At 63.1% G+C, this 22,649-nt stretch carries 20 protein-coding genes; 12 read left to right on the forward strand and 8 right to left on the reverse strand.

Annotation, left to right across the window (positions count from 1 at the left end; all coding sequences use genetic code 11):
- Positions 1-39: 39 nt before the first annotated feature.
- Positions 40-1,089, reverse strand: a complete 1,050-nt coding sequence (locus tag NKH93_RS00205) for a LacI family transcriptional regulator (protein WP_352766999.1) — start codon at positions 1,087-1,089, stop codon at positions 40-42.
- A 394-nt stretch (positions 1,090-1,483) separates the two neighbouring features.
- Here NKH93_RS00205 and NKH93_RS00210 point away from each other — a divergent pair, with 394 nt between their 5' ends.
- The 7 genes from NKH93_RS00210 to mgrA all read left to right on the forward strand — a co-directional run bounded on the left by NKH93_RS00210 (position 1,484) and on the right by mgrA (position 8,952).
- The gene (locus tag NKH93_RS00210; RefSeq protein ID WP_352684520.1) at positions 1,484-2,722 is read left to right on the forward strand and encodes an ABC transporter substrate-binding protein; all 1,239 of its coding nucleotides are present in this window, start codon (positions 1,484-1,486) and stop codon (positions 2,720-2,722) included.
- A 107-nt stretch (positions 2,723-2,829) separates the two neighbouring features.
- Positions 2,830-3,723, forward strand: coding sequence for a carbohydrate ABC transporter permease (locus tag NKH93_RS00215; protein WP_352474879.1), 894 nt, complete (start codon positions 2,830-2,832; stop codon positions 3,721-3,723).
- Complete coding sequence (locus tag NKH93_RS00220; RefSeq protein ID WP_023675222.1) at positions 3,716-4,645, forward strand: carbohydrate ABC transporter permease; 930 nt, start codon at positions 3,716-3,718, stop codon at positions 4,643-4,645. The genes NKH93_RS00215 and NKH93_RS00220 overlap by 8 nt, the downstream gene beginning before the upstream one ends.
- Before the next feature lie 5 nt (positions 4,646-4,650).
- Positions 4,651-5,763: an ABC transporter ATP-binding protein gene (locus NKH93_RS00225; protein ID WP_352448362.1), complete on the forward strand. Its 1,113-nt coding sequence runs from the start codon at positions 4,651-4,653 to the stop codon at positions 5,761-5,763.
- 105 nt (positions 5,764-5,868) lie between these two features.
- On the forward strand, positions 5,869-6,615 hold the full coding sequence (locus NKH93_RS00230) for a sugar phosphate isomerase/epimerase family protein (RefSeq protein ID WP_352918332.1): 747 nt from the start codon (positions 5,869-5,871) through the stop codon (positions 6,613-6,615).
- A gap of 12 nt (positions 6,616-6,627) precedes the next feature.
- Complete coding sequence (locus NKH93_RS00235; protein WP_352968891.1) at positions 6,628-7,776, forward strand: Gfo/Idh/MocA family protein; 1,149 nt, start codon at positions 6,628-6,630, stop codon at positions 7,774-7,776.
- Between the two features lie 129 nt (positions 7,777-7,905).
- Positions 7,906-8,952 (forward strand): L-glyceraldehyde 3-phosphate reductase, encoded by a 1,047-nt coding sequence (gene mgrA / locus NKH93_RS00240; protein ID WP_352918330.1) that lies wholly within the window; start codon positions 7,906-7,908, stop codon positions 8,950-8,952.
- A gap of 82 nt (positions 8,953-9,034) precedes the next feature.
- On the opposite strand, the gene NKH93_RS00245 is transcribed toward mgrA, so the two are convergent.
- Positions 9,035-9,331 carry a DUF2934 domain-containing protein gene (locus NKH93_RS00245; RefSeq protein ID WP_352918329.1) on the reverse strand — a complete coding sequence of 99 codons (297 nt, stop codon included), beginning with the start codon at positions 9,329-9,331 and terminating at the stop codon, positions 9,035-9,037.
- A gap of 190 nt (positions 9,332-9,521) precedes the next feature.
- On the opposite strand from NKH93_RS00245, the gene NKH93_RS00250 reads away from it, so the two are divergent.
- A complete protein-coding gene (locus NKH93_RS00250; protein ID WP_352613085.1) occupies positions 9,522-9,872 on the forward strand; it encodes a hypothetical protein in 351 nt (116 codons plus the stop codon).
- A 91-nt stretch (positions 9,873-9,963) separates the two neighbouring features.
- On the opposite strand, the gene NKH93_RS00255 is transcribed toward NKH93_RS00250, so the two are convergent.
- On the reverse strand, positions 9,964-11,052 hold the full coding sequence (locus NKH93_RS00255; protein ID WP_352918328.1) for a S1 family serine peptidase: 1,089 nt from the start codon (positions 11,050-11,052) through the stop codon (positions 9,964-9,966).
- Between the two features lie 390 nt (positions 11,053-11,442).
- Between NKH93_RS00255 and NKH93_RS00260 the strand changes: the two genes are divergently transcribed.
- Complete coding sequence (locus tag NKH93_RS00260) at positions 11,443-12,525, forward strand: trypsin-like serine peptidase (RefSeq protein ID WP_352918327.1); 1,083 nt, start codon at positions 11,443-11,445, stop codon at positions 12,523-12,525.
- Here the strand turns inward: NKH93_RS00260 and NKH93_RS00265 are convergent.
- The 3 genes from NKH93_RS00265 to NKH93_RS00275 all read right to left on the reverse strand — a co-directional run bounded on the left by NKH93_RS00265 (position 12,506) and on the right by NKH93_RS00275 (position 15,867).
- Positions 12,506-13,186, reverse strand: a complete 681-nt coding sequence (locus NKH93_RS00265; RefSeq protein WP_352918326.1) for a DUF4760 domain-containing protein — start codon at positions 13,184-13,186, stop codon at positions 12,506-12,508. The two genes, NKH93_RS00260 and NKH93_RS00265, sit on opposite strands and share 20 nt — an antisense overlap.
- The gene (locus NKH93_RS00270; RefSeq protein ID WP_352474870.1) at positions 13,183-13,563 is read right to left on the reverse strand and encodes a hypothetical protein; all 381 of its coding nucleotides are present in this window, start codon (positions 13,561-13,563) and stop codon (positions 13,183-13,185) included. The genes NKH93_RS00265 and NKH93_RS00270 overlap by 4 nt, the downstream gene beginning before the upstream one ends.
- Before the next feature lie 102 nt (positions 13,564-13,665).
- Positions 13,666-15,867 (reverse strand): caspase family protein, encoded by a 2,202-nt coding sequence (locus tag NKH93_RS00275; RefSeq protein ID WP_352918324.1) that lies wholly within the window; start codon positions 15,865-15,867, stop codon positions 13,666-13,668.
- Between the two features lie 211 nt (positions 15,868-16,078).
- Between NKH93_RS00275 and NKH93_RS00280 the strand changes: the two genes are divergently transcribed.
- Entirely contained in the window at positions 16,079-16,483 is a 405-nt protein-coding gene (locus NKH93_RS00280) for a Fur family transcriptional regulator (protein ID WP_023675234.1), read from the forward strand.
- Between the two features lie 67 nt (positions 16,484-16,550).
- Here NKH93_RS00280 and NKH93_RS00285 read toward each other — a convergent pair whose 3' ends face one another.
- The gene (locus tag NKH93_RS00285; protein ID WP_352918322.1) at positions 16,551-16,805 is read right to left on the reverse strand and encodes a type II toxin-antitoxin system RelE/ParE family toxin; all 255 of its coding nucleotides are present in this window, start codon (positions 16,803-16,805) and stop codon (positions 16,551-16,553) included.
- Positions 16,806-17,125: 320 nt separating this feature from the next.
- On the reverse strand, positions 17,126-20,074 hold the full coding sequence (gene polA / locus NKH93_RS00290) for a DNA polymerase I (protein ID WP_352469411.1): 2,949 nt from the start codon (positions 20,072-20,074) through the stop codon (positions 17,126-17,128).
- Between the two features lie 442 nt (positions 20,075-20,516).
- Here polA and NKH93_RS00295 point away from each other — a divergent pair, with 442 nt between their 5' ends.
- Both NKH93_RS00295 and NKH93_RS00300 read left to right on the forward strand, forming a co-directional pair.
- Positions 20,517-21,902, forward strand: coding sequence for a M20/M25/M40 family metallo-hydrolase (locus NKH93_RS00295; RefSeq protein WP_352469412.1), 1,386 nt, complete (start codon positions 20,517-20,519; stop codon positions 21,900-21,902).
- 103 nt (positions 21,903-22,005) lie between these two features.
- A complete protein-coding gene (locus NKH93_RS00300) occupies positions 22,006-22,626 on the forward strand; it encodes a ribonuclease D (protein WP_254816792.1) in 621 nt (206 codons plus the stop codon).
- The last annotated feature ends 23 nt before the right edge of the window (positions 22,627-22,649 follow it).

Genomic DNA, 22,649 nt, shown 5'->3' on the forward strand with positions numbered 1-22,649 from the left:
TAGAGCGGGATGCCCAGTTCAATTTGAATATATCCCGCTCTAGTCGGGGCGGCGATAGGCCTGCACTTCGCCCGGCTCGCTCAGGCTCTGCAGGGTGCCGGGTGCGGCGCCGCCGATCCAGCCCAGCACCGAGCGGGCGAGTTCGGCGCCGGCCAGCCGGAAGTTCTCGTTGACGACCAGCAATTCGCTGCGAAACAGGTGCAGAAGCTCCGACGATTGTTTGGACACCACATCGACATCGCGGCCAAGCTTGAGGCCGGCGTCTTCGATGCCGGCGACGATGGCGAGCGTCGCGGCGGCGGCGCTGCTGATGAAACCGTCCGGGCGGCTTTCGCGGCGCATCAGCTGCGCGGTCCGCATTCTGATCTGCTCGATCGAATGATCGATCGAAACAGTGTTGAACGGAATCTCGCTGGCGCCGACCTCGCTCAGAGCATCGGCAAAGCCGGCGAGCGTGTGGCCGTGATAGGTCAGCTCGACCGGCGGCGCCAACAGAGCCAGGCGGCGGCGGCCGAGGCCGGCCAGATGGCGCACTGCCTCGGCTGCGAAAGCGTAATTGTCGAAATCATGGTAGGGATGGATCAGCCCCATATCGGTGCGGCCATGCGTGGCAAAGGGGATGCCGCGCTCCAGCATATAACGGGCCCTCGGATCGTTCGGCTGCGTGCGCGAAATGATGACGCCGTCGGCTGAACCGGTTTCCACGAGGTAGCGGATCGGGTCGAGCGGATCCTGCGAGCGCGAGTAGGGTGTCACGATCAAATGGTAGGGTGTGTCGGCAATGACTTCGGAAACGCCGTAGATGATATCCGAGACAAAGCTCATGATTTCGTGCTCGGTGTTGAGCACCAGGCTGATGACATTGGTCTTGCCGGTGCGCAGGCGGACGCCGGCACGGTTGGGCCGATAACCGATCTGCTTGGCGACAAGCTGGACGCGCCGCCTGGTCTCGGCGCCGATCTCGGGCGCATCCTTCAGCGCGCGCGACACGGTGGTGACGCCCAGCCCGGTCATGAAGGCGAGCGTCTTCAGTGTCGGCCGGCCCCGGCCCGACGCTTCGTCGGCCTTCTCTTTTTGATGCCTGTTCATTCATCCCGCCCCGTCAGGCGCATAGCAGTTGCCGGGCAGGCCGGCAATCGGCGGGCCGCGGGTACGCCGCGGGCCTTCACCGAATGAGACCGCTATATACTGAAACGTTACAGATTGTCACTGCCGTGGCGATATCACTGGTGACAGGCGCAAAACGAGTGGCACTCCGGTCGGCGCAAAAAAGAGCGACAGAAGGAGCTTTTCCGGTTTTCTGGCGTCGCAGCATTGCATTTTGCAGTGCAACCCCTCTTGTTGCGATGCGGTAGGCCGGCGAGTCGCGCGATTTTATTCGCGCTTCGAAAAAACTTGATGCCACCTTCGCCTGAGGGGTTGCGCGCCTCAAGCAATTGCCGTATCGAAAATCTGTAACGTTTCAGATTCTGGGAGGAACGAAATGCGATACCAACTCATGACTGCTGCGCTGGCTGCGACGGTCGCGCTGCAATTTGCCGGCCCGGCGGCCGCGACGGATCTGGAAGTCACCCATTGGTGGACCTCCGGCGGCGAGGCGGCAGCGGTCGCCGAACTCGCCAAGGCTTTCGACGCAACCGGCAATCACTGGGTTGACGGCGCCATCGCCGGCTCCGGCGGCACGGCGCGGCCGATCATGATCAGCCGCATCACCGGCGGCGACCCGATGGGCGCGACCCAGTTCAATCACGGCCGGCAGGCGGAAGAATTGGTGCAGGCCGGGCTGATGCGCGACCTCACCGATCTCGCCACCAAGGAAAAGTGGACGGAAATCGTGCAGCCGAAGAGCCTGCTCGACGGCTGTACCCTCGACGGCAAGATCTATTGCGTGCCCGTCAATATCCACTCCTGGCAGTGGCTGTGGCTGTCGAATGCGGCCTTCAAAAAGGCCGGCGTGCCGGTGCCGAAGAACTGGAATGAATATGTCGCTGCGGCGCCCGCGCTTGAAAAGGCAGGCATCCAGCCGCTAGCGGTCGGCGGCCAGCCCTGGCAGGCCTCCGGCGCTTTCGACGTGCTGCTCGCGGCGGTCGGCGGCACCGACGCCTTCCTCAAGGTCTACAAGGACAAGGACGCGGAATTCGCCGCCGGGCCCGAGGTCGCCAAGGTCTTCAAGGCCGCGGACGATGCCCGCAAGATGGCCAAGAACACCAATGTGCAGGACTGGAACCAAGCCACCAATCTGGTCATCACCGGCAAGGCGGGCGGCCAGATCATGGGTGACTGGGCGCAGGGCGAGTTCCAGGTTGCCGGTCAGGTCGCCGGCAAGGACTATACTTGCCTTCCGGGCCTCGGTCTCAACGAGATGATCGCCACCGGCGGCGACGCTTTCTACTTCCCGCTGCTGAAGGATCCCGAAAAATCGAAGGCACAGGAAGTGCTGGCCCACACGCTGCTCGATCCCAAGACGCAGGTCGCCTTCAATCTCAAGAAAGGTTCGCTGCCGGTACGCGGCGACGTCGACCTCAAGGCGGCGAACGACTGCATGAAGAAGGGGCTCGAAATTCTCGCCAAGGGCAATATCATGCCCTGGACCGACCAGCTGCTTTCGCAGGATACCCAGAAGCAGAAGGAGGATCTTTTCTCCGAGTTCTTCGCCAAGCAGGACATGACCGTGGAAGATGCGCAGAAGCGCTTCGCCGCCATTGTCGGTTCGGCCGATTGAGCGATCGACCGACCGCCTCACTCCCGCCCCTGCAAACGCAGGGTCGGGAGCTCGGGTCAAGGCCTCTTGACCCTCCGGCCCTTACCCGATCCAAAGCGGCTGTGCAGATGAGCAAGAGCGAACGCCCTAGCCAACTCTTTCGCAACCTCAATGCGAAGATCGCCTCGATCCCAATGATCCTCACAGCGCTGGTGATCTTTGTCGGCGGCAGCGCGTGGACGGTGCTTTATTCCTTCACCAGTTCGAAGCTCCTGCCACGGCTGAATTTCGTCGGGCTCGACCAGTACTACCGGCTGTGGTCGGTGCCGCGCTGGCTGGTCTCGATCGAGAACCTGCTGATCTACGGCGTGCTGTCGCTGCTGTTCTCGCTGGTGATCGGCTTCCTGCTTGCCGCCCTGCTCGACCAGAAGATCCGGTTCGAGGACACGTTCCGGACCATTTTCCTCTATCCCTTCGCCCTCTCCTTCATCGTCACCGGTCTCGTCTGGCAGTGGTTGCTCAACCCCGAGTTCGGTGTCCAGGGAGTGGTGCGCAGCCTCGGCTGGACGAGCTTCAGCTTCAATCCGCTCTATGATTCCAGCATCGTCATCTACGGCATATTGATCGCCGCTCTCTGGCAGGGCACCGGGCTCATCATGTGCCTGATGCTGGCCGGCCTGCGCGGGATCGACGAGGATATCTGGAAGGCAGCGCGGGTCGACGGGATACCGACCTGGAAGACCTATCTGTTCATCATCATACCGATGATGCGGCCGGTCTTCATCACCACGCTGGTCATCATCGCTGCCGGTATCGTCAAGATCTATGACCTGGTTGTCGCCCAGACCAGCGGCGGGCCCGGCATCGCCTCCGAAGTCCCGGCCAAATATGTCTATGACTACATGTTCTTCGCCCAGAACCTCGGTCAGGGGTTCGCCGCCTCGACCATGATGCTGCTGTCGGTGATCATCGTCATCGTGCCGTGGGCCTATCTCGAGTTTGGAGGCAAGAAGCGTGTCTGACCATACCGTTTCCTTGCCGGCCGGCCCCGGCACGCTCGAAGCGTACGGGCCGAGCGGGCCGAAGCCGCGGCATATGTTCTCGCGCCGCAACATCTTCCTCTACGGCACGCTCATCGTGGTGGCGCTCTACTATCTTTTGCCGCTCTATGTGATGGTGGTGACGTCGCTCAAAGGCATGCCCGAGATACGCCTCGGCAACATCTTCTCGCCGCCGATGGAGATCACCTTCGAGCCATGGGTCAAGGCCTGGTCGAGCGCCTGCACCGGGCTCAACTGCGACGGGCTGTCGCGTGGCTTCTGGAATTCGGTGCGCATCACGATCCCGTCGGTGATCCTGTCGATCGCGCTCGCCTCGGTGAACGGCTATGCGCTTGCCAACTGGCGCTTCAAAGGTGCCGACACCTTCTTCATCATCCTGATCGTCGGCGCCTTCATCCCCTATCAGGTGATGATCTATCCGATCGTCATCATCCTGCGCGAAGTCGGCCTCTACGGCAGCCTCAGCGGCCTGGTGATCGTCCATTCCATCTTCGGCATGCCGATCCTCACACTGTTGTTCCGCAACTACTTTACCTCCATGCCGGAGGAGCTGTTCCGGGCAGCGCGTGTCGACGGCGCCGGCTTCTGGGGCATTTATTTCCGCATCATGCTGCCGATGTCGCTGCCGATCTTCGTCGTCGCCATCATCCTGCAGGTGACCGGCATCTGGAACGACTTCCTGTTCGGCGTCGTCTACACCCGCCCCGACACCTATCCGATGACGGTGCAGCTCAACAACATCGTCAACTCGGTGCAAGGCGTGAAGGAATATAACGTCAACATGGCAGCCACCATCCTGACCGGCCTGGTGCCGCTGATCGTCTATTTCCTGTCCGGAAAATTGTTTGTGCGCGGCATCGCCGCCGGCGCGGTGAAAGGATGATGGCGATGAACGCAAACGGCAGCATTGCGGCAAACGGCACCAGCGTCTCGATCCAGAACCTGTCGCTGAATTTCGGTGCGATATCGGTGCTGCAGACGCTCAACCTCGATGTTGCCGAAGGCGAATTCATCGTGCTGCTCGGCCCGTCCGGCTGCGGCAAGTCGACCTTGCTCAACTGTATTGCCGGGCTGCTCGACGTTTCCGAAGGCCGCATCTTCATCAAGGGCAAGAACGTCACCTGGGAAGAGCCCAAGGATCGCGGCATCGGCATGGTGTTCCAGTCCTACGCGCTCTATCCGCAGATGACGGTGGAGAAGAACCTGTCGTTCGGGCTGCGCGTTGCCGGCCTCGCCAAGGACGAGATCGCCAAGCGCATCGCCCGGGCCGCCGAGATCCTGCAGATCGAACCGCTTTTGCATCGCAAGCCGGCGGCGCTGTCCGGCGGCCAGCGCCAGCGCGTGGCGATCGGGCGCGCACTTGTGCGGGACGTCGATGTCTTTCTGTTCGACGAGCCGCTCTCCAATCTCGACGCCAAGCTGCGCGCGGAATTGCGCGTCGAAATCAAGCTGCTGCACCGCAAGCTCGAGAACACCATGATCTACGTCACCCACGACCAGATCGAGGCGATGACGCTGGCCGACCGTATCGCGGTGATGAAGGGCGGCGTCATCCAGCAGCTCGATGCGCCGCAGACCATCTATAACCGGCCGGTCAACCGGTTTGTCGCCGGCTTCCTCGGCTCGCCGGCAATGAACTTCCTCGACGGCAGACTGGAGCAGGCGGCAGGCGACTGGCACTTCGTCGCCGAGGATGTGCGGATACCGCTTGCCACCTATGCTTTCGAGAAGGACCCGGTGCCAGGGCCGGCCGTGTTCGGCATCCGCCCCGAGCACGTGGCGTTCAACAGCGGCACGGGATGGCCGTTCGCAGCCACGGCAAATGTCGAGGTCGTCGAGCCCATGGGTTCCGACACGCTGGTCTGGCTGAAGCTCGCCGGCCAGAATTTCACGGTGCGGGTGACGGCCGAGCGCACGCCAAACAACGCCGAGGCGGTCGGCATCGGTTTTGACCCGATGCGCGCCTCGCTTTTCGACGCCGCCACAGGTAACCGTCTCTAGAGCATGATTTAGCCTCCCAAGACTCTCCCACTCCCCAAGACTCTTCCACTCCCGCAAGACTCATCCCCCCAAAACTAACCATCCACAAGAAAACGGACAGAGACGATGAACTGGTCATTCCAACTTTACAGCGCCCGCAATTTCCAGCCCTGGGAGGGCGTGCTCAAGATGCTGGGGGAGCTTGGTTACAGCCAAGTCGAAGGGTTCGGCGGCGTCTATGACGATCCCAAGGCGTTCCGTGCCGAGCTCGACAAGAACGGGCTCGCCATGCCGACCGGGCATTTCTCGATCGACGCGCTCGAGAAGGATTTCGACGGCGTGCGCAGGACGGCCGACGCGCTCGGCATCACGCTGCTCATCTGCCCGTTCCTGAATGCCGAGTTCAGGCCGGCCGACACAGCCGGCTGGCGCGGCTTCGGCGAACGCCTGGCCAAGGTCGGCGAGACGGCCAGGAAGGCCGGCTATGGTTTTGCCTGGCACAACCATGATTTCGAGTTCAAGGCGCTCGCCGACGGCTCGGTGCCGCAGGACCATATCCTGTCCTCCGCGCCCGACATCGGCTGGGAGATGGACGTCGCCTGGGTAGTGCGCGGCGGCGTCGATCCGCTGCCCTGGATCGAGAAGCACGGCAAGCGCATCGTCGCCGTCCATGTCAAGGACCTGGCCAAGCCGGGCGAGGGCCTCGACGAGGACGGCTGGTCCGACGTCGGCCACGGCACCATCGACTGGCCCGGCCAGATCAAGGCGCTACGCGCCAAAAGCGCCGCGAAATACTACGTCATGGAACAGGACAATCCCAATGATATCGAGCGCTTCGCCCGCCGCTCGATCGCAGCCGCCAAGACCTATTAGGAGCACACCAGCATGGCAACAAAACTTGGCATCGGCGTCATCGGCTGCGGCAACATCTCGAAGGCGTATTTCTCGCTGGCACCGCTGTTTCGCGGCATCGAGATGCGCGCCTGCGCCGACATCAACATGGAAGCGGCGAAAGCGCGGGCAAAAGAGTTCAAGCTGCGCGCCGAGACCGTCGAGGGGCTGCTCAAGGCCGACGATATCGACATCATCGTCAACCTGACCATTCCGGCGGTGCATTACGAGGTTTCGAAGCAGATCCTCGACGCCGGCAAGCACGTCTATTCGGAGAAGCCCTTCGTGCTGTCGGTCAAGGAAGGGCTCGACCTGAAAAAACGGGCGGAAAGCAAGGGGCTGCGCATCGGTTCGGCGCCCGACACCTTCCTCGGCGGCGCGCACCAGCTTGTCCGCGACCTGATCGACACCGGCAGGCTCGGCAGGATCACCAGCGGCACCTGTCATGTGATGAGCCATGGCATGGAGCACTGGCACCCCAATCCGGACTTCTTCTTCCAGCCGGGCGCCGGGCCGGTGCTCGACATCGGACCCTATTACATCACCAACCTGATCCAGCTGATCGGGCCGGTGAAGCGGGTTGCGGCTTTTGCTTCGATCCCGATGACGGAACGCATCATCAGCTCGAAGCCGCGCGCCGGCGAAAAGATCCCGGTCTCCACGCCAACGACGATCCACGGCGTGCTGGAATTCGAGAACGGCGCCGTGGTGACGCTCAACACCAGCTGGGATGTCTGGAGCCACGGCCACGCGCCCATGGAGCTCTATGGCGAGGCGGGCACGGTGTTCGTGCCGGATCCGAATTTCTTCGGCGGCGACGTGCGTTTCACCGAGGCCGCCAAGCCGGTGAAGAAGCTGCCGAAATGGCCGCATCCGTTCGGCGTGCCCAACGAGATGCATTCGCAAGGCATGATGGCCAACTACCGCACCGCCGGTTTGGCCGACATGGCGATCGCGATCAGGGAAGGTCGGCCGCACCGCTGCTCGATGGAACTGGCGCTGCATGCCGTCGACGTCATGACCGGACTGTTGCGTTCGGGCGAGACCGGAAAGTTCGTCGCCATGCAGACCAGCTGCGAGCGGCCCGCGGCACTCGGCGTCAAGGCGGCGAAGGAGCTGCTGGCGAAGAAGAAAACCAAGTAGGCGGCGCGCCTCCCAAGCACCGCAAAAAGCCTCTCCCCGTTTGCGCGGGGAGAGGCTAAGGGTGGCAAGCTCGACTGCCCCACCGTCGCGGCGGCAGCCGTCGGGCTCGTTTCGATTTGAGGATTTCCCATGCCGTATGTCCCCGCCGAAAACCGCTACGAAAAGATGGTCTACAATCGCTGCGGGCGGTCCGGCCTGAAGCTGCCGGCGATCTCGCTTGGGCTGTGGCACAATTTCGGCGACGACACGCCGCATAGAACCAAGCAGGCGATCGCGCGCAGGGCGTTCGATCTCGGCATCACGCATTTCGATCTCGCCAACAATTACGGCCCGCCGCCCGGCTCGGCGGAGCGGGCGTTTGGTGAGATCCTGCGGACGGACTTTGCCGGTTATCGCGACGAGCTGATCATTTCGACCAAGGCCGGCTACGAAATGTGGGCAGGGCCTTATGGCGAGTGGGGCGGCCGCAAATATGTGCTGGCCAGCCTCGACCAGAGCCTGAAGCGGATGGGGCTCGACTATGTCGACATCTTCTATTCGCACCGCTTCGACCCCGACACCCCGCTGGAGGAAACGATGGGCGCGCTCGATCACGCGGTGCGCTCGGGCAAGGCGCTCTATGCCGGCATTTCCTCCTATAATTCGCAGCGCACCCGCGAGGCCGCCGACATATTGAAGCAGCTCGGCACGCCTTGCGTGATCCATCAGCCGAGCTATTCGATGCTCAACCGTTGGGTCGAGGATGATGGCCTGCTCGATACGCTGGAGGGGCTTGGTGTCGGCTCGATCGTGTTCTCGCCGCTGGCGCAAGGCATGCTGACCGACAAATATCTCGGCGGCATCCCCGATGGCAGCCGCGCCAGCCAGGGCAAGTCGCTGCGCCCGGCATTCATCAACGACAAGTCGATCGCCAATATCGAGGCGCTGAACGTCATCGCCCGTCGCCGCGGCCAGACGCTGGCGCAGATGGCGCTGGCCTGGGTGCTGCGCAGAGGCAGGGTGACGTCGGCGCTGATCGGCGCCAGCCGGCCGGAACAGGTCGAGGATTGCGTCGGCGCGCTGAAGGCGCTCGACTTCAGCGATGCCGAGCTCGCCGAGATCGACAGCTTTGCCCGCGAGTCGGACATCAATCTCTGGGCGGCATCGGCCGAGCGCAAGGGGCCGCCGAGGAAGTAGGCGACGACGGTCTGCGGTCCGGTTTCATCGAAAAGACGCGGCAGCGCGAACTGGTAGCTGTCTTCGACACGGTGGCCAGCGGCTAACTTTCGGCTGCCTTGAGGTTCCGCGCGGCTTGCTCGAGCGTCGCCCTGTCGTTGCCCAGCCTATCGATCAGCTCTTGCGCCTGATCACCGGTTATCCCGGTGCGCATCGCCAGTGCCTCGACCGTCAGAACGTCGGAGCTGGCGATCGTTCCCGCCGGACCGTCCGCGTCGTCGAGGCCAAGCTCTTGCTTCGCCTGCTGCCAATGACGCTCATGCGCGCCATCCGGGCGGCCCTCGCGTACCCAGATTTCATAGGCTCGCTGCCGAATCTTTTCATGCCGATCGTCGTCCATGGCGGTTCCTCCCTTGTGGCGTTTTCACCAACGCGGGGAGCGCCGGAACGATCCGATGTTGATGCCGAATTCGCAGACATGCCGGACAAAAGCCGGTTTCTCACCGAACAAACACCGGACATACGCGTTTTGCGGAGGAACCTGCACAGTGGGCCGGCCGTTGAGCCGAGCCTGAGCAAAGGAGATTACAATGGCCGACGAACCAAACGAATCCGCAGCACCGAAGATGACTCAACGTGAAGCTCAGGAAGCCCTGGAGAAGCAGGTCGCGCAGCTGAGGCGCGAGATCAGCAAGATCAACCGAACCTTGGCGGAACGCGCGGAAGAGGCGATCGAGGACGCCGGCGATTGGTATGGCAACGCTGCCGAGCGCGCCTCTCGGACAGCACAAGCCCTGCGCAACAGGGCGCAGACGGTGTCGGGGGTGGTCCAGGAGAATCCCGGCACAATATCGTCGGCATTCATCCTCGGAGCGGCCGTAGGAGCGCTACTCGGCCTCACCCTGGCCGCCACAGATCAGCGCCGCGATCGCTGGTTCTAGTCCCGACCCCAGGTTTTTGGGACAGAACCGGGTTTTGGGACAGAAACAGAGGGATTGCTCCCGCTGTTCATTGGTTCAGCAATGACACCGGTCAGCGCGTGGCGGGCTTCTGCGCCGTGCCGAGGGCTTTGGGCGCTGCGGGCGCCGCCGTCTTCATCTTCTCCTCGATCCAGCCGGTGTAATTGGCCAGCCGCGTGTAGATGCCGTAGGCGTTCTTGTGGCCGCACGCGGTACCGCCGTCGGCCGGACCTTCGCCCCAGCTGACGACGCCGACCTGCACCGGACCATCGGCGCCGGTCATGAACAGCGGTCCGCCGCTGTCGCCATTGCAGGCGTCGCGCTCGCCGCTGGCCGTGCCGGCGCAGATCATGTTGCCGGTCAGCGGATCGGCCATATCGGCCGCAATCGCGTTGGCGGCCGCCTCGATGCCCCTTTCCGAATAACGCATGCGGCGGGCGAGTTCGCCGAGCGCTGCCTTCAAATCATGCGCATAAATCGCCTTGATGCCGCTGTTGCAGGTTGCGTTCGGCTGGAGGTCCAGGTCGGCGACCATCAGTGCGGTGGGAAACGTTCCGTCCTGCATCTTGCCCCAGCCGGTGACCGTCGTCTTGCCGGCGTCTGGTGTCGGCTCACGGGCAATTTTGATGGTCGGGGCATCGGCCGGCGCGGCCAGCCGGATCAAGCCGAGATCGTTGTCCAGCGTCTGCTCGCTGTAGCCCTCGTTGACGATGATCTCCACCGCCTTGTAGCGCTTGCCCTCGCTCAGATCGGTGGCGCCGGTGAGCACGGTGACCACATCAGGCGAAATCGGCTCGCCGTCGTCATTGAGGCAGTGCGCCGCCGTCAGCACCCATTGCGGCGCGATCAGGCTGCCGCCGCAGAACTGCGCATTCGCCTGCGACGCCGGGCTTTTGTCCAGTTTGCCGGTGGTCAGCAATGCCACCTGGAACGGGTAAGCGCCCTTCTCGGCCTCTTTGCCGCCGTAGACGCGATCGGCGCCGTCGGGGTTCTCCGCCCTGGCCTTGGCCCTGGCCTCGGCCACGCGTTTCATCGGCGAGATCGCCGCCTCCGGCCGAGCGGCCGCGTCCGTGGCATGAACGGATTTGACGGCCGGCAAGGCCGCCGCGATGCCGAGCAGCGCGGCGGCGGCAATCGGTCTGAACCTATGGATGATCTTCACCTCGAACCCCCTGAGACGATGTTCCCGACAGGTCAGTCGCCGACGCATGGTCCACTGAAATGGAGCCGGCCGGTGAGATCATGCTCCACGGCGAAGCACGATCCGTCACAAAGCCGAGCACCATTTCTGCTAGTCGTGCTGTCGAGCCAACCCGCCCAAAATCCTATAGCCCCCCACGGGCTATGTGGAAGCAATTTGTCGTTGCCAATGTTGGATTATTTTAGGCAGTATACCGTTGCAGGCATTTTTGGCGGGGACCTAAACTGGCTGCACTGAATAATGGCCCGGTAAAGGCACCGGTAACCAATTTCATTTTTTTGCGCCACCACGATCTCGACAATATTTCTGTATCTTGATCCAGTCCTTGCTGACTTTTGGGAGAGTCTCACCATGACAAAACTGACACATAGCATTATTGCGTCCGCGTTGCTTTCCACCGCAATGTGGGCGGTTCCTGCCTTGGCTGCCGATCCAGGTTCCGCCAATGCCGGCAACGGCGAAAGCATGCGGGATTTAACATCGGGCGATTACAAGCCCGGCCGGGCGAAACCAATCGCCCCGCCGAAACTGACCGACGACGAGGCCAACCGCGCCGCGCCGCTCACCGACGAAGCAACGGCCGTCAAATCCTATGGCATCGTCGGCCGCTCCGCCGATGGCAAGGACATCAAGATTGACCCGAACGAGACGCTGAAGGACCTTGTCATCAAGGACATGAACGCGCCCGCCGACGGGCAGAAGTCCGACAATTCCGGACTGAGCGGAGGCGAAGAGGCTGGCCGTCAGGTGTTCGGCACGGACGACCGCGAGCAGATCAAGAATACCAAAACCTACCCATTCACCGCGATCGGCTATCTCGAAGGCAAATCGAAGAGCGGCAGCTATGGCAGCTGCTCGGCGACGCTGATCGGCCCGCGCACGGTGCTCACCGCGGCGCACTGCCTCTACAGCCACGAGGACAAGGCCTGGCTCGACGATATCCTGTTCGTGCCGGCTCTCAACGGCAAGACTGCCGACGACGCGCCGTTCGGCGCCTTCACCTATGAAAGCGCTTATGTCATCCAGGGCTTCATCGACAATTACCAGGGCTTTTACGGCTCGGTCGTGCCGTGGGATCTCGGCATCGTCACCCTGAAGCAGGATGTCGGCACCAACCTCGGCTGGCTCGGCTATGCCAATTATGACGACCTCGGCGATTTCACCGCCAACATCATCGGCTATCCCGGCGACAAGCCGATGGGCACGATGTGGAAGGCGACCTGCGAAGTGCACGCCGAAAACATCGCCACCGAGTATTTCCAGTACGACTGCGACACCTATCCCGGGTCGAGCGGCAGCTCGGTCTATGCCTATGACAATGGCTCCAAGCAGCGCGTCATCACCGGCGTGAACGTGGCCGAGAGCCCGGATGCCAATACCGCCGTGCGTCTGAACGCCATCAACGTCCAGTGGATCAACAGCCTGTACAAATAGGCCTGCAGAGTTTCCGCCTCGGTGAACCGGCCTTGCGCTCCTTGTCGATATAGCCGGCAAAATAGCTCCAGAAGGAAGCGGCATAGTCGCGGAAATAGGAGTCGGCGACGTCGCGCGAGCACAGCCTGCCTTCGACGCAGAAGGAAAGGCGGTTGAGGAAATAGACGACGCGGTCGAAATTGTCGCTGAAGTCGGCAAGCGGCATGTCGCCGCCGGTAGCGCTCATCGCTTCGATGCCGATGCGCTGTCTGAACACCTGTTCCTCGGTCGGCGTCGGATTGGCACTGAGCAGATTGCCGTATTTGGCGTTGAGCGCCGCCAGGCGTTGCTTGAGGGCCCGTTGCGCCTGCTGGTAATCCTTGCTTTCCCAGAGCTCGACCAGCGACATCGTCTGCTCGACGCGCTTCTGCTCCTGGTTCGCCAGGAACTGGTAGACCGAAAAGATCAAGGTGAAGATGATCGCCAGGCGCACCAGCAATCCGGACCAGGCATAGACGAGCATGCGCCAGTCGCGATCGGTGAATGGGTTCGCCTCCTTCTTGACCTCGTGATTGCTCACCCACGGCAGGCCTTCGACGGTTTCCGGCAGCGACACCGGCTTCTTTTGCGGTACCGGCGCCGTCACTGCCTGCTGCGTTGCGTTGCCCCCCGCTTTCGTCATCCGCAGCTGTCCAGTTCTATGGTGGCGGACGGGTCGAGCACGATGCCCGGCGTCTCCAGCTTCTTCTTCAGGCAATCCAGCTGCGTGCGCGAAACGATGAACTGCACGTCAGGCTCCACCTGCGCCTTGCCCGGCGACGGCAACGGCTCGACCACGCCGCGCGACGCGCAGCTGCTGAGATCGACGACAACGGCGGTGTTGCCGGTTTTGGCGATCCGGTCGTACTGGTCGAGAAAGCAGCTCGCCAGTTCGGAGTTGATGACGACCTCCTTGGCGCAGAGGCCGCAAGCCTCGTCCGCCGAAGCATTGGCGGCCAGCAACAGCCCGGCGACAAGGCCGGCGGTTGTTGCGCGCCACGAAAATACGATCCTGTTCACGAACGCCCTCACCCGTTCCGTTCGGCCGCCGACAGCGGTGGTCGAAGAATGTTCATTATCAGCCGATTAGGCAAGAGGCCCGGCCGGGCACCTGACCGCGCCTCAGGCGCGCGGCACCGTCTCCATCGGAAAAATCATCACGGCGCCCTTCGACCCCTTGTCGTCGGTCAGCCGCATGGCCGACCGCGTCGCCGGGGCCATGCCGATATCGGCCAGCATGTCGGCGAAGCTTGGCTGTCCCAGTCCCCGCGTTACCGAGACAACGCCCTCTTGCGCCAGGAAGCTCAGATCCTGCTTCTCGCTCTGCGGCGGCGCCTCGGTCAAGACGGCGATCATCCGCTCCATGCCGAAGCTGGTGTCGGTGAATTTGAACAGGCCTTCCTCGAGCACGGCGCCTTCGGTCAGGCGCTCGGCAAGAAAATGCTGGATGGAATAGTCGGAGCCGACGTAGAGCACGTTGATGTCGACCAGGTTGGTCGAACCGTTCCTGGCCAGTACGTGGACCTGATCGTCGGGCGAAACACGCGGCACCGTCGACGCTTCGATCGGCTGCAGCGTGTCGCTGTCAAAACGCTTGATCCGGAACTCGACGCTGACCTTTTCCGGCCGATAATCGGAGGCGGCGGCCAGCCTCGACAGGCCGATGGCGCGGAAGATTTTCGTCAGATTCCCTGCGGCGGCCTCGATCAACTTTTCGCGGCCGTCCGGATGAATGACGATCGACGGCGGCTTGCTGCCGTCCTTGAGCGTCATGTCGCCCGAAGCCGGCAGGAACCACAGCGCCGGCGTGTCGGTGGCATCTGCTGCGGTGCCGGCAATGGCGTTCTCGCGCAGCACTGCGAGACGCAGATCTGCGCTCTTGCCCGGCTCGACCAGCGCGATGTGAAACCCTGAGCTCTTCCTGGCCGCCAGTTCGTCGAGAACCGAGTTCGCCAGCGCGGCCTCTTTCTCGAGGCCTTTGGCCGCTGCCGGCCGCGCGACCACGAGCTTGTAGTCGACGGCGAGCTCGGCCAGCCGTGCATAGGCATTGGCGGGGATATCGGCCAGCTTGAGCGCCGGCTTGCCGCCGAACTCGACCGGCTTGACCCGGCTTTCCAGGTTTTTCGCCGACTGAACCTGGAGATAGCCAAGCGCCTCGGACAGCGGCGACAGCGCCGACGGCAATATTGCGAGCCTGCTGCCCAGGGTGAGGCGATGCAGCAACCCGCCGCCAATCGTGGCTTTGTCGTTCTCGATGACGATCGGCCATTGCATGACCGCGTCTGTCTTGTCGGTGCCGAAGACGCGTGCGTCGAGTTCTCCCTCGAACAGCGGCGTTGGCCGGGTGCGGCCGTCCGCCGAATATTGCTGCAGCACGGCCTGGCCGAGCTGGCGATAGGTGATGTTGGGGTTCTCGGCCAGTTTCGACAGGATGGTGAAGGTGAACAGGCCGAAACGCGGTGCATCGGCCGTGCCCTTGGGCAGCGGCATCTCGGGCGTCGTCTCCACCGTCTGCGCCGCGTAGAAGGCGACCAATTTGCCCTTGCTGGTCGGCTCGGCGCCGGTCGGCGTCAGCTTGAAGGCCGGCTTGCGCTGCCCGTCCTCGTCAAAGCCGCGTGGCGCGGCCGACGCAATCTCGTCATAGGCTCTCACCGCAGCCGCCCTGGCAGCGTCGTCGCCGCCGACCAGATCGGCGAACTCGACCTTGCGTTCCAACTCGTCGTCGACCTCGGCGGCGCGCGTCGCAGTGCCGGAATGGCAGCAGTCGAATACGGCCCAGACAAAGGCGCCCTTGTCGCGGATAGCGTCGAGCGCGGTGCCGATCTCGTTGTCGACCAACGCATTGGGCACGCCCTTTTCGCGGTGCACCCATTTGTCGATGTCGGACGGCAAGAAAATCTCGTCGAGGCCGTCCGTCTCGTCGCCTTTGTTCGCTGCCGGCTGCTGCGCGCCGTGACCGGACAAATGCAGGTAGACGAAATCGTCGCGCTGGACCTTGGCGGCAAGATCGGCCAACGCCGCCTTGATCGCCGCATGTGTCGGCGGTCCGTTGGCGCCTTCGACATCCTTGGCGAGCAGCGTGACGTTTTCGGCCAGGAATTTTACCGGCGCGGGCGTGTTCCCCAGGAGGTAATCGCGCACCAGGCCGGCATCGTTTTTCGGTCCGATCAGCCAGTTTTTCTTCGGCAGGTTCGGGTAATCGGTGCAGGCAACAAGCAGCGCATGGTAGGTGCGCGCCGCTGCGAATGCCCGAAACGGCACCAGGCCGGCAGCGGCCAGCGCGGACGTGCCGGCAAGCAGCGTCCGCCGCGTCACTTTGATCATGATTGCTTCCCCAAGCCCGATCGAATTTCCAAGCACGGCCAGCCTGGCCGAGGATTTTGTCAGTATTTTGAATATGGCGTCGCCGGCCAGCCGACCACCGGCTGCGAATAGAAACAGTAGCAAAAAAGGCAGTTCGTCGCTATCTCAGTGGAAGAGGCCGGATTGCATGCCTAATGGCAGCGATCGGCACGGAGCGGCTTGGAACGGGATCATGGCGGCAAGGGATGTACTGACGAAGAACCAGCTTTGCGTGCTCGAGAAACTCGAGGCCGCCAGCGGCCCGCTCAGCGCCTATACGTTGCTCGACCAATTGCGCGAGCGCGGTTTTCGCGCGCCGCTGCAGGTCTACCGGGCGCTCGACACGCTGGTGAAATCCGGCTTCGTGCACAGGCTCGAAAGCCTCAATTCCTTCGTCGCCTGTGCCGAGCCGCACGACCACAGCCATTCGATGACGGCGTTTGCCATCTGCGACACCTGCGGCCAGGTGACCGAGTTCTCCGACCATGATGTCGGCCACCGGCTCGACGAATGGGTGCGCTCGACCGGCTTCGCCGCCAAGAAGGCGGTGATCGAGTTTCGTGGGACATGTGCGAAGTGTTTGGCCGAGGCGGCTTGAGGCCGGAGCAACGCGGCGAAGGCGGAGCAAGGTTTTCCGAGCCCTCGCCGGGTGTTCCCGGATCGGCTCAGTAGGGAAAGGGTCTCCTTGAGGTATGCCGGATGTGCAGGATCTCAATTGCGTCGGCACGGGCACGATAGAAGACCTTATAAGGGTAGCGGCCTATGAAGAGGACGCGAACGCCAGGGATGTCGGTCGCGTGACCGCTTTCGGGAAATTCGGCAAGTCGCGAAATCCCAGCGTGGATCCGAGAAATGACTGAAAGGGCGCCCTGAGGCGCCCGCTCTTCGAGGTAGTTTGAAAATTGCCTCGCGTTCGGCAAAGGCTTGCCGCGTAAATCGGACCTTCATAGCCTGCGGCGGGTGTCGGCCGCGCGAACGGTATCCTCATCTACGAAAGTGCCGTGATCGGCCTCTGCTAGGCCCGCTGTGACCGCGCTGCGCTCTGATTCCGACATCGCATACACGCCAGTCCGCCGCGCCTCGATGACGCGGGCGTAATCAGCAAGCTCCTCCTGGTCTTCGCGAGGCCAAGCTTCCGCATGCCTTACCAGATTCTCAAGTGCCTTGGTGATCATACGGGCACTATAGCATACCGCTGCTGCTCGTGAACCTTGAACCGAACATGGCTCTGTGGCCCGCCTTAATGCGCCTCTTCCCAGTTGTTGGCTGCGCGGGCGTCGACGTGCAGCGGCACCGACATCGATACCGCCGGCATGGCGGCGTTCTCCATGACGTGGCAGACGACCGGGATCGTCGCCTCGACCTCGGCTTCGACCGTCTCGAAAACCAGCTCGTCATGCACCTGCAGCAGCATGCGGGCAGAAAGCCTGGCTTTTTCCAGCGCCTCGTCCATACGGATCATGGCGCGACGGATGATGTCGGCGGCGGTGCCCTGCAGGCGGGCGTTGATCGAGGCGCGCTCGTTGAAGGCACGGACCGAAGGGTTCGACGACCGTATCTCCGGATAGTGGATGCGGCGGCCGAAGATGGTCTCGACGAAGCCGTGCTCGCGGGCATAGGCCTTGGTCGCATCGATATAGTCGCGGATGCCGGGGAAGCGCTCGAAATATTTCTTGATGTAGTCGCCGGCTTCCTCGCGCGCGATCGACAGCTGGTTGGCGAGGCCAAAGGCCGAAATGCCGTAGATGATGCCGAAATTGATCGCCTTGGCACGGCGGCGCACTTCCGAAGGCATGCCCTCGACCGGCACGTTGAACATTTCAGACGCGGTGATGGCGTGGATGTCGGCGCCATCGGCGAAGGCCTGCTTGAGCTGCGGGATTTCGGCGACGTGGGCGAGCACGCGCAATTCGATCTGGCTGTAGTCGGCGGAAACCAGCTTGTTGCCCTTGTCGGCGATGAAGGCCGTCCTGATCTTTCGACCCTCGACGGTGCGCACCGGAATGTTCTGCAGATTGGGATCCGAGGACGACAGCCGCCCGGTCGTCGTCGCGGCAAGCGCGTAGGAGGTGTGGACGCGCTTGGTGTCGGGATGGATGAAGCCGGGCAGCGCATCGGTATAGGTCGATTTCAGCTTGGTCAGCTGGCGCCAGTCGACGATCTTGCGCGGCAATTCGTGGCCTTCGGCGGCGAGGTCTTCGAGAAGCTGCGCCGAGGTCGACCACTGGCCGGTCTTGGTTTTTGAACCGCCGGGCAGACCCATCCTGCCGAACAGGATGTCGCCGAGCTGTTTTGGCGAGCCGATGTTGATGCGTTCGCCGACCAGCTGGTAGATCTCGTCCTCGAGCCGTGCGGCACCCTGTGCCAGTTCGCCGGAGAGCCGCGACAGGATCTGCCGGTCGACGGAGATGCCGCGCTGCTCCATCCGTGCCAGGACCGGCACCAACGGCCGTTCAAGCCGTTCATAGACCGAGACCAGGCCCTTGGCGGCAAGCCGTGGCTTCAGCACCTGCCAGAGCCTGAGCGCGACGTCGGCGTGCTCGGCCCCGTAAGCCGTCGCCTTGCCGAGGTCGGCCTGATCGAGGCCGACGAAGCTTCTTCCCGAACCGGCCAGTTCCTTCAGCGGAATGGTCGCGTGGCCGAGCCATTTATCGGCCAGCGCTTCCAGGCCGTGGCCACCGTGGGTTCCGGCCTCGAGCACGTAGGAGATCAGCATGGTGTCGTCATAGGGGCCGATCTCGATGCCGTGACGGCTCATGACGACAAGGCGGTATTTCATGTCGTGCACGATCTTGAGGACGGATTTGTCCTCGAGCAGCGGCTTGAGCAACGCCAGCGCGTCGCGGATCGGGACCTGGTTTTCGACCGCGCCGCCGCCGAGCAGGTCGCCATTGCCGTTTTTGTGGGCAAGCGGCACATAGGCGGCGTGGCCGGGCGCGACGGCCATGGCAAGGCCGATCAGTTCGGCCCGCATCGGATCGGGCGAGGACGTCTTAACGTCGAAGGCGACGATGCCTCTCTCCATCGCCTCGGCGATCCAGGCCTTCAGCGTCGCGGCGTCGCGGATGCAGGTGTAGGCGCCGGTGTCGATCTTGCGGGCGGTGGCAGCCTCCAGGCGAAGCGCCGAAAGCAGGGATGGGGTGTCGCCTTGCTTGGCTGCGGCCGGAGCTTCGAGTGCCGCTTCGTCCGACGGCGGTGCGCTCTCGGCGGCCGCGGGCACGCCAAAACCCATATCGGGGCCATGCGCGGTATCGGCACGCTCTATGGTGACGGGGGTGGCTGGAACGTCGCCGGCGTCGGTTCCGGTCGCTTCGGCCACGCGGCGGGTCAGCGTCGAGAATTCCATGGTCTTGAGGAAGCCGATCAGCCTGGGGCCGTCCGGCGCATGCAATACGAATTCGTCAAGCCCTTCGGTCACCGGCACGTCGTTCTTCAGCCTCACCAGGTCACGCGAAATGCGTGCCTTGTCGGCATTGGCGATGATCGATTCGCGCCGCTTGTCCTGCTTGATCTCGCCGGCGCGGGCGAGCAGCGTGTCGAGGTCGCCGAACTGTTCGAGCAATTGCGCTGCCGTCTTCGGCCCGATGCCGGGCACGCCCGGCACATTGTCGACCGAATCGCCAGTCAGCGCCTGCAGGTCGATCATTTTCTGTGGCGGCACGCCCCATTTCTCGATCACCTCGGGAACACCGATCTGGCGGTCCTTCATCGGGTCGTACATGGCAACCGTTGGGCCGACCAGTTGCATCAGATCCTTGTCGGAAGAGATGATGGTGGTGTCGGCGCCGGCTTCGCAGGCAAGCCGGCAATAGGTGGCGATCAAATCGTCGGCCTCGTAGCCTTCCGTCTCAAGGCATGGCAGGTTGAAGGCCCTGGTCGCCTGGCGGATCAGGCCGAATTGCGGGATCAAATCTTCCGGCGGCGCCGAGCGGTTGGCCTTGTATTCGGGGTAGAGGTCGTTGCGGAAGGTCTTCGACGAATAGTCGAAAATCACGGCGAAATGCGTCGGCACGATGCCGACATCGGTGTTGCGGGCGTCCTGCGTCAGCTTCCAGACCATGTTGCAGAAGCCGAGCACGGCACTGGTCGGCAGCCCGTCGGACTTGCGGGACAGCGGCGGCAGCGCGTGATAGGCACGGAAGATGTAGCCGGAGCCGTCGACAAGGAAGAGATGATCGCCTTTTTTCATGGCACGAGGGAATAGCGCGGCGCAGCGCCGCGGTCCATGCCAAAGGCGGCTTCTGCCAAGGGTTCCGGCAACACCCTGACAAATGGCGTGCGAGCCTGGCCTGCCATGCGGCCTGGCCGGAGCTTTGTTCGCTCACGCCTATGTTACAAAAGTGTAATTTTTGTGCCCTTGAATCGCCACGTTCGCAGACACAGATAAACGCCATCGGCAGTTTTCGCCGAAGTCCGGAGCAAGGCCCGTCCCCCGCCTATTCCGGACACTTGCGGCAGCCTATCCCCCCTCTCCGGGCTGCCGCATCGTTTCGAGTAGAGGCCGCCGTGGTTCCCTCCACCACGGCGGCATTTTTTTGCCTTTGGACAGGAAGCTGTGGCCCAACGGTCGCGGGCTTTCCGTTTCGCAACATGGGCTCTAGATTCGCCGCCAGAATCGAAAGGCCCGCCAGATGTCCGCAGTTTCCCCTGTTCTCGACCGCCTCGACAAGAACTTCGACCAGAGCCTGGAACGCCTGTTCGGCCTGCTCGGCATCAAGTCGATCTCCACCGATCCGGACTACGCCGCCGACTGCCGCAAGGCCGCCGAATGGCTGGTCGCCGAGCTCAAGCTGATCGGCTTCGACGCCAGCGTGCGCGACACGCCGGGGCATCCGATGGTGGTCGCGCATCACGATGGGCCGGCGGGCGCGCCGCATTTGCTGTTTTACGGCCATTACGACGTGCAGCCGGTCGATCCGATCGAGCTGTGGGAAAGCGACCCGTTCGCACCGGCGGTCAAGGAGATCGAGCCCGGCCACAAGGTGATCACAGGCCGCGGCGCGGCCGACGACAAGGGCCAGCTGATGACCTTCGTCGAGGCTTGCCGCGCGTGGAAGCAGGTGCATGGCGGATTGCCGTGCCGCTTCACAATCCTGTTCGAGGGCGAGGAGGAGTCCGGATCGCCGTCCCTGAAGCCGTTTCTCGAGGCGAATGCGGATGAGCTCAAGGCCGATTTCGCGCTGGTCTGCGACACCGGCATGTGGGACCGCGATACGCCGTCGATCTGCGTCTCGCTGCGCGGGCTGGTCGGCGAGGAGATCACGGTGACTGCCGCCGACCGCGACCTGCATTCCGGGCTCTATGGCGGTGCGGCCGCCAATCCGATCCGCATCCTGGCAAAGATCCTGGCCGACATCCACGATGCGGATGGTCACGTCACCATTCCGGGTTTTTATGACGGCGTCGAGGAAACGCCGTCGCAGATATTGCAGTCGTGGCTGTCGCTCGGCGAGACGGCCGAGACCTTCCTCGGCCCGATCGGCCTGTCGATTCCGTCCGGCGAAAAGGGCCGCTCGGTGCTCGAGCTGACCTGGGCGCGACCGACGGCCGAGTTCAACGGCATTATCGGCGGCTATACCGGCAAGGGCTTCAAGACGGTGATCGCCGCGCAAGCCTCGGCAAAAGTCTCCTTCCGCCTGGTCCACAAACAGGATCCGGAAAAAATCCGCGCCGCCTTCCAGGCATTTGCCAGGCAGCGCGTTCCGGCCGACTGCTCGGTCGAATTTCATCCGCATGGCGGCTCGCCGGCGATCCAGCTGTCCTACGACTCGCCCTTCCTCGCCAAGGCCAAGCAGGCGCTGTCCGACGAATGGCCGAAGCCGGCGGTGGTGACCGGCAGCGGCGGCTCGATCCCGGTGGTCGGCGATTTCCAGACTTATCTCGGCATGGAGTCGCTGCTCGTCGGTTTCGGCCTCGACGACGACCGCATCCACTCGCCGAACGAGAAGTACGAGATGAGCTCCTTCCACAAGGGCCAGCGCTCCTGGGCGCGCATTCTCGAGGCGCTGACACGCTGAAATTACGCCAGATTCAAGTTTTTGTTGATTTTTCGCCGGATCGCGGCAAGGACGGGCACGGTCCGTCGCGCATCGCTGCACGGGGCCGCGACCGGAGAAGACGATGAGCGACATACGTTTCCACAAAAACGATCTGCCCGGCCTGCTGCATTACGATGTCGGGGCGGTCGCCATCGACACCGAGACGCTGGGGCTGAACCCGCATCGCGACCGGCTCTGCGTCGTGCAGATCTCGCCGGGCGACGGCTCGGCCGACGTCATTCAGATCGCGCCCGGCCAGAAGAAGGCGCCGAACCTCGTCAGCCTGCTGAAGAACCGCAGCATCACCAAGCTGTTCCATTACGGCCGTTTCGATCTCGCCGTGCTCTACAACGCCTTCGGCGTCATGCCGGAGCCGGTGTTCTGCACCAAGATCGCGTCGCGGCTGACGCGCACCTACACCGACCGGCACGGGCTGAAGGACATCTGCTTCGAGCTTCTCGGGATCGGCCTGTCGAAGGCGCAGCAATCATCGGACTGGGCCGCCGAGACGCTGTCGCCCGAGCAACTCGAATATGCCGCCTCCGACGTGCTCTATTTGCACCGGCTGCGCGACGTGCTGAGCGCGCGTCTGGCGCGCGACAACCGGACCAGGGAGGCCGATGCCTGCTTCCGCTTCCTGCCGACGCGTGCGAAACTCGACCTGATGGGCTGGGATGAGGAGGATATCTTCGCCCACAGCTAATGGCCTTCATGCACTTTAACGCC

The sequence above is a fragment of the Mesorhizobium sp. M0954 genome, assembly GCF_040319155.1.
Lineage (GTDB): Bacteria > Pseudomonadota > Alphaproteobacteria > Rhizobiales > Rhizobiaceae > Mesorhizobium.

What these genes read in the sequence shown, in the direction of transcription:
- NKH93_RS00205 (WP_352766999.1), bottom strand. Translation starts at nt 1,089, where the DNA reads ATGAACAGGCATCAAAAAGAGAAGGCCGACGAAGCGTCGGGCCGGGGC.
- NKH93_RS00210 (WP_352684520.1), top strand. Translation starts at nt 1,484, where the DNA reads ATGCGATACCAACTCATGACTGCTGCGCTGGCTGCGACGGTCGCGCTG.
- NKH93_RS00215 (WP_352474879.1), top strand. Translation starts at nt 2,830, where the DNA reads ATGAGCAAGAGCGAACGCCCTAGCCAACTCTTTCGCAACCTCAATGCG.
- NKH93_RS00225 (WP_352448362.1), top strand. Translation starts at nt 4,651, where the DNA reads ATGAACGCAAACGGCAGCATTGCGGCAAACGGCACCAGCGTCTCGATC.
- NKH93_RS00230 (WP_352918332.1), top strand. Translation starts at nt 5,869, where the DNA reads ATGAACTGGTCATTCCAACTTTACAGCGCCCGCAATTTCCAGCCCTGG.
- NKH93_RS00235 (WP_352968891.1), top strand. Translation starts at nt 6,628, where the DNA reads ATGGCAACAAAACTTGGCATCGGCGTCATCGGCTGCGGCAACATCTCG.
- mgrA (WP_352918330.1), top strand. Translation starts at nt 7,906, where the DNA reads ATGCCGTATGTCCCCGCCGAAAACCGCTACGAAAAGATGGTCTACAAT.
- NKH93_RS00245 (WP_352918329.1), bottom strand. Translation starts at nt 9,331, where the DNA reads ATGGACGACGATCGGCATGAAAAGATTCGGCAGCGAGCCTATGAAATC.
- NKH93_RS00250 (WP_352613085.1), top strand. Translation starts at nt 9,522, where the DNA reads ATGGCCGACGAACCAAACGAATCCGCAGCACCGAAGATGACTCAACGT.
- NKH93_RS00260 (WP_352918327.1), top strand. Translation starts at nt 11,443, where the DNA reads ATGACAAAACTGACACATAGCATTATTGCGTCCGCGTTGCTTTCCACC.
- NKH93_RS00265 (WP_352918326.1), bottom strand. Translation starts at nt 13,186, where the DNA reads ATGACGAAAGCGGGGGGCAACGCAACGCAGCAGGCAGTGACGGCGCCG.
- NKH93_RS00275 (WP_352918324.1), bottom strand. Translation starts at nt 15,867, where the DNA reads ATGATCAAAGTGACGCGGCGGACGCTGCTTGCCGGCACGTCCGCGCTG.
- NKH93_RS00280 (WP_023675234.1), top strand. Translation starts at nt 16,079, where the DNA reads ATGGCGGCAAGGGATGTACTGACGAAGAACCAGCTTTGCGTGCTCGAG.
- polA (WP_352469411.1), bottom strand. Translation starts at nt 20,074, where the DNA reads ATGAAAAAAGGCGATCATCTCTTCCTTGTCGACGGCTCCGGCTACATC.
- NKH93_RS00295 (WP_352469412.1), top strand. Translation starts at nt 20,517, where the DNA reads ATGTCCGCAGTTTCCCCTGTTCTCGACCGCCTCGACAAGAACTTCGAC.
- NKH93_RS00300 (WP_254816792.1), top strand. Translation starts at nt 22,006, where the DNA reads ATGAGCGACATACGTTTCCACAAAAACGATCTGCCCGGCCTGCTGCAT.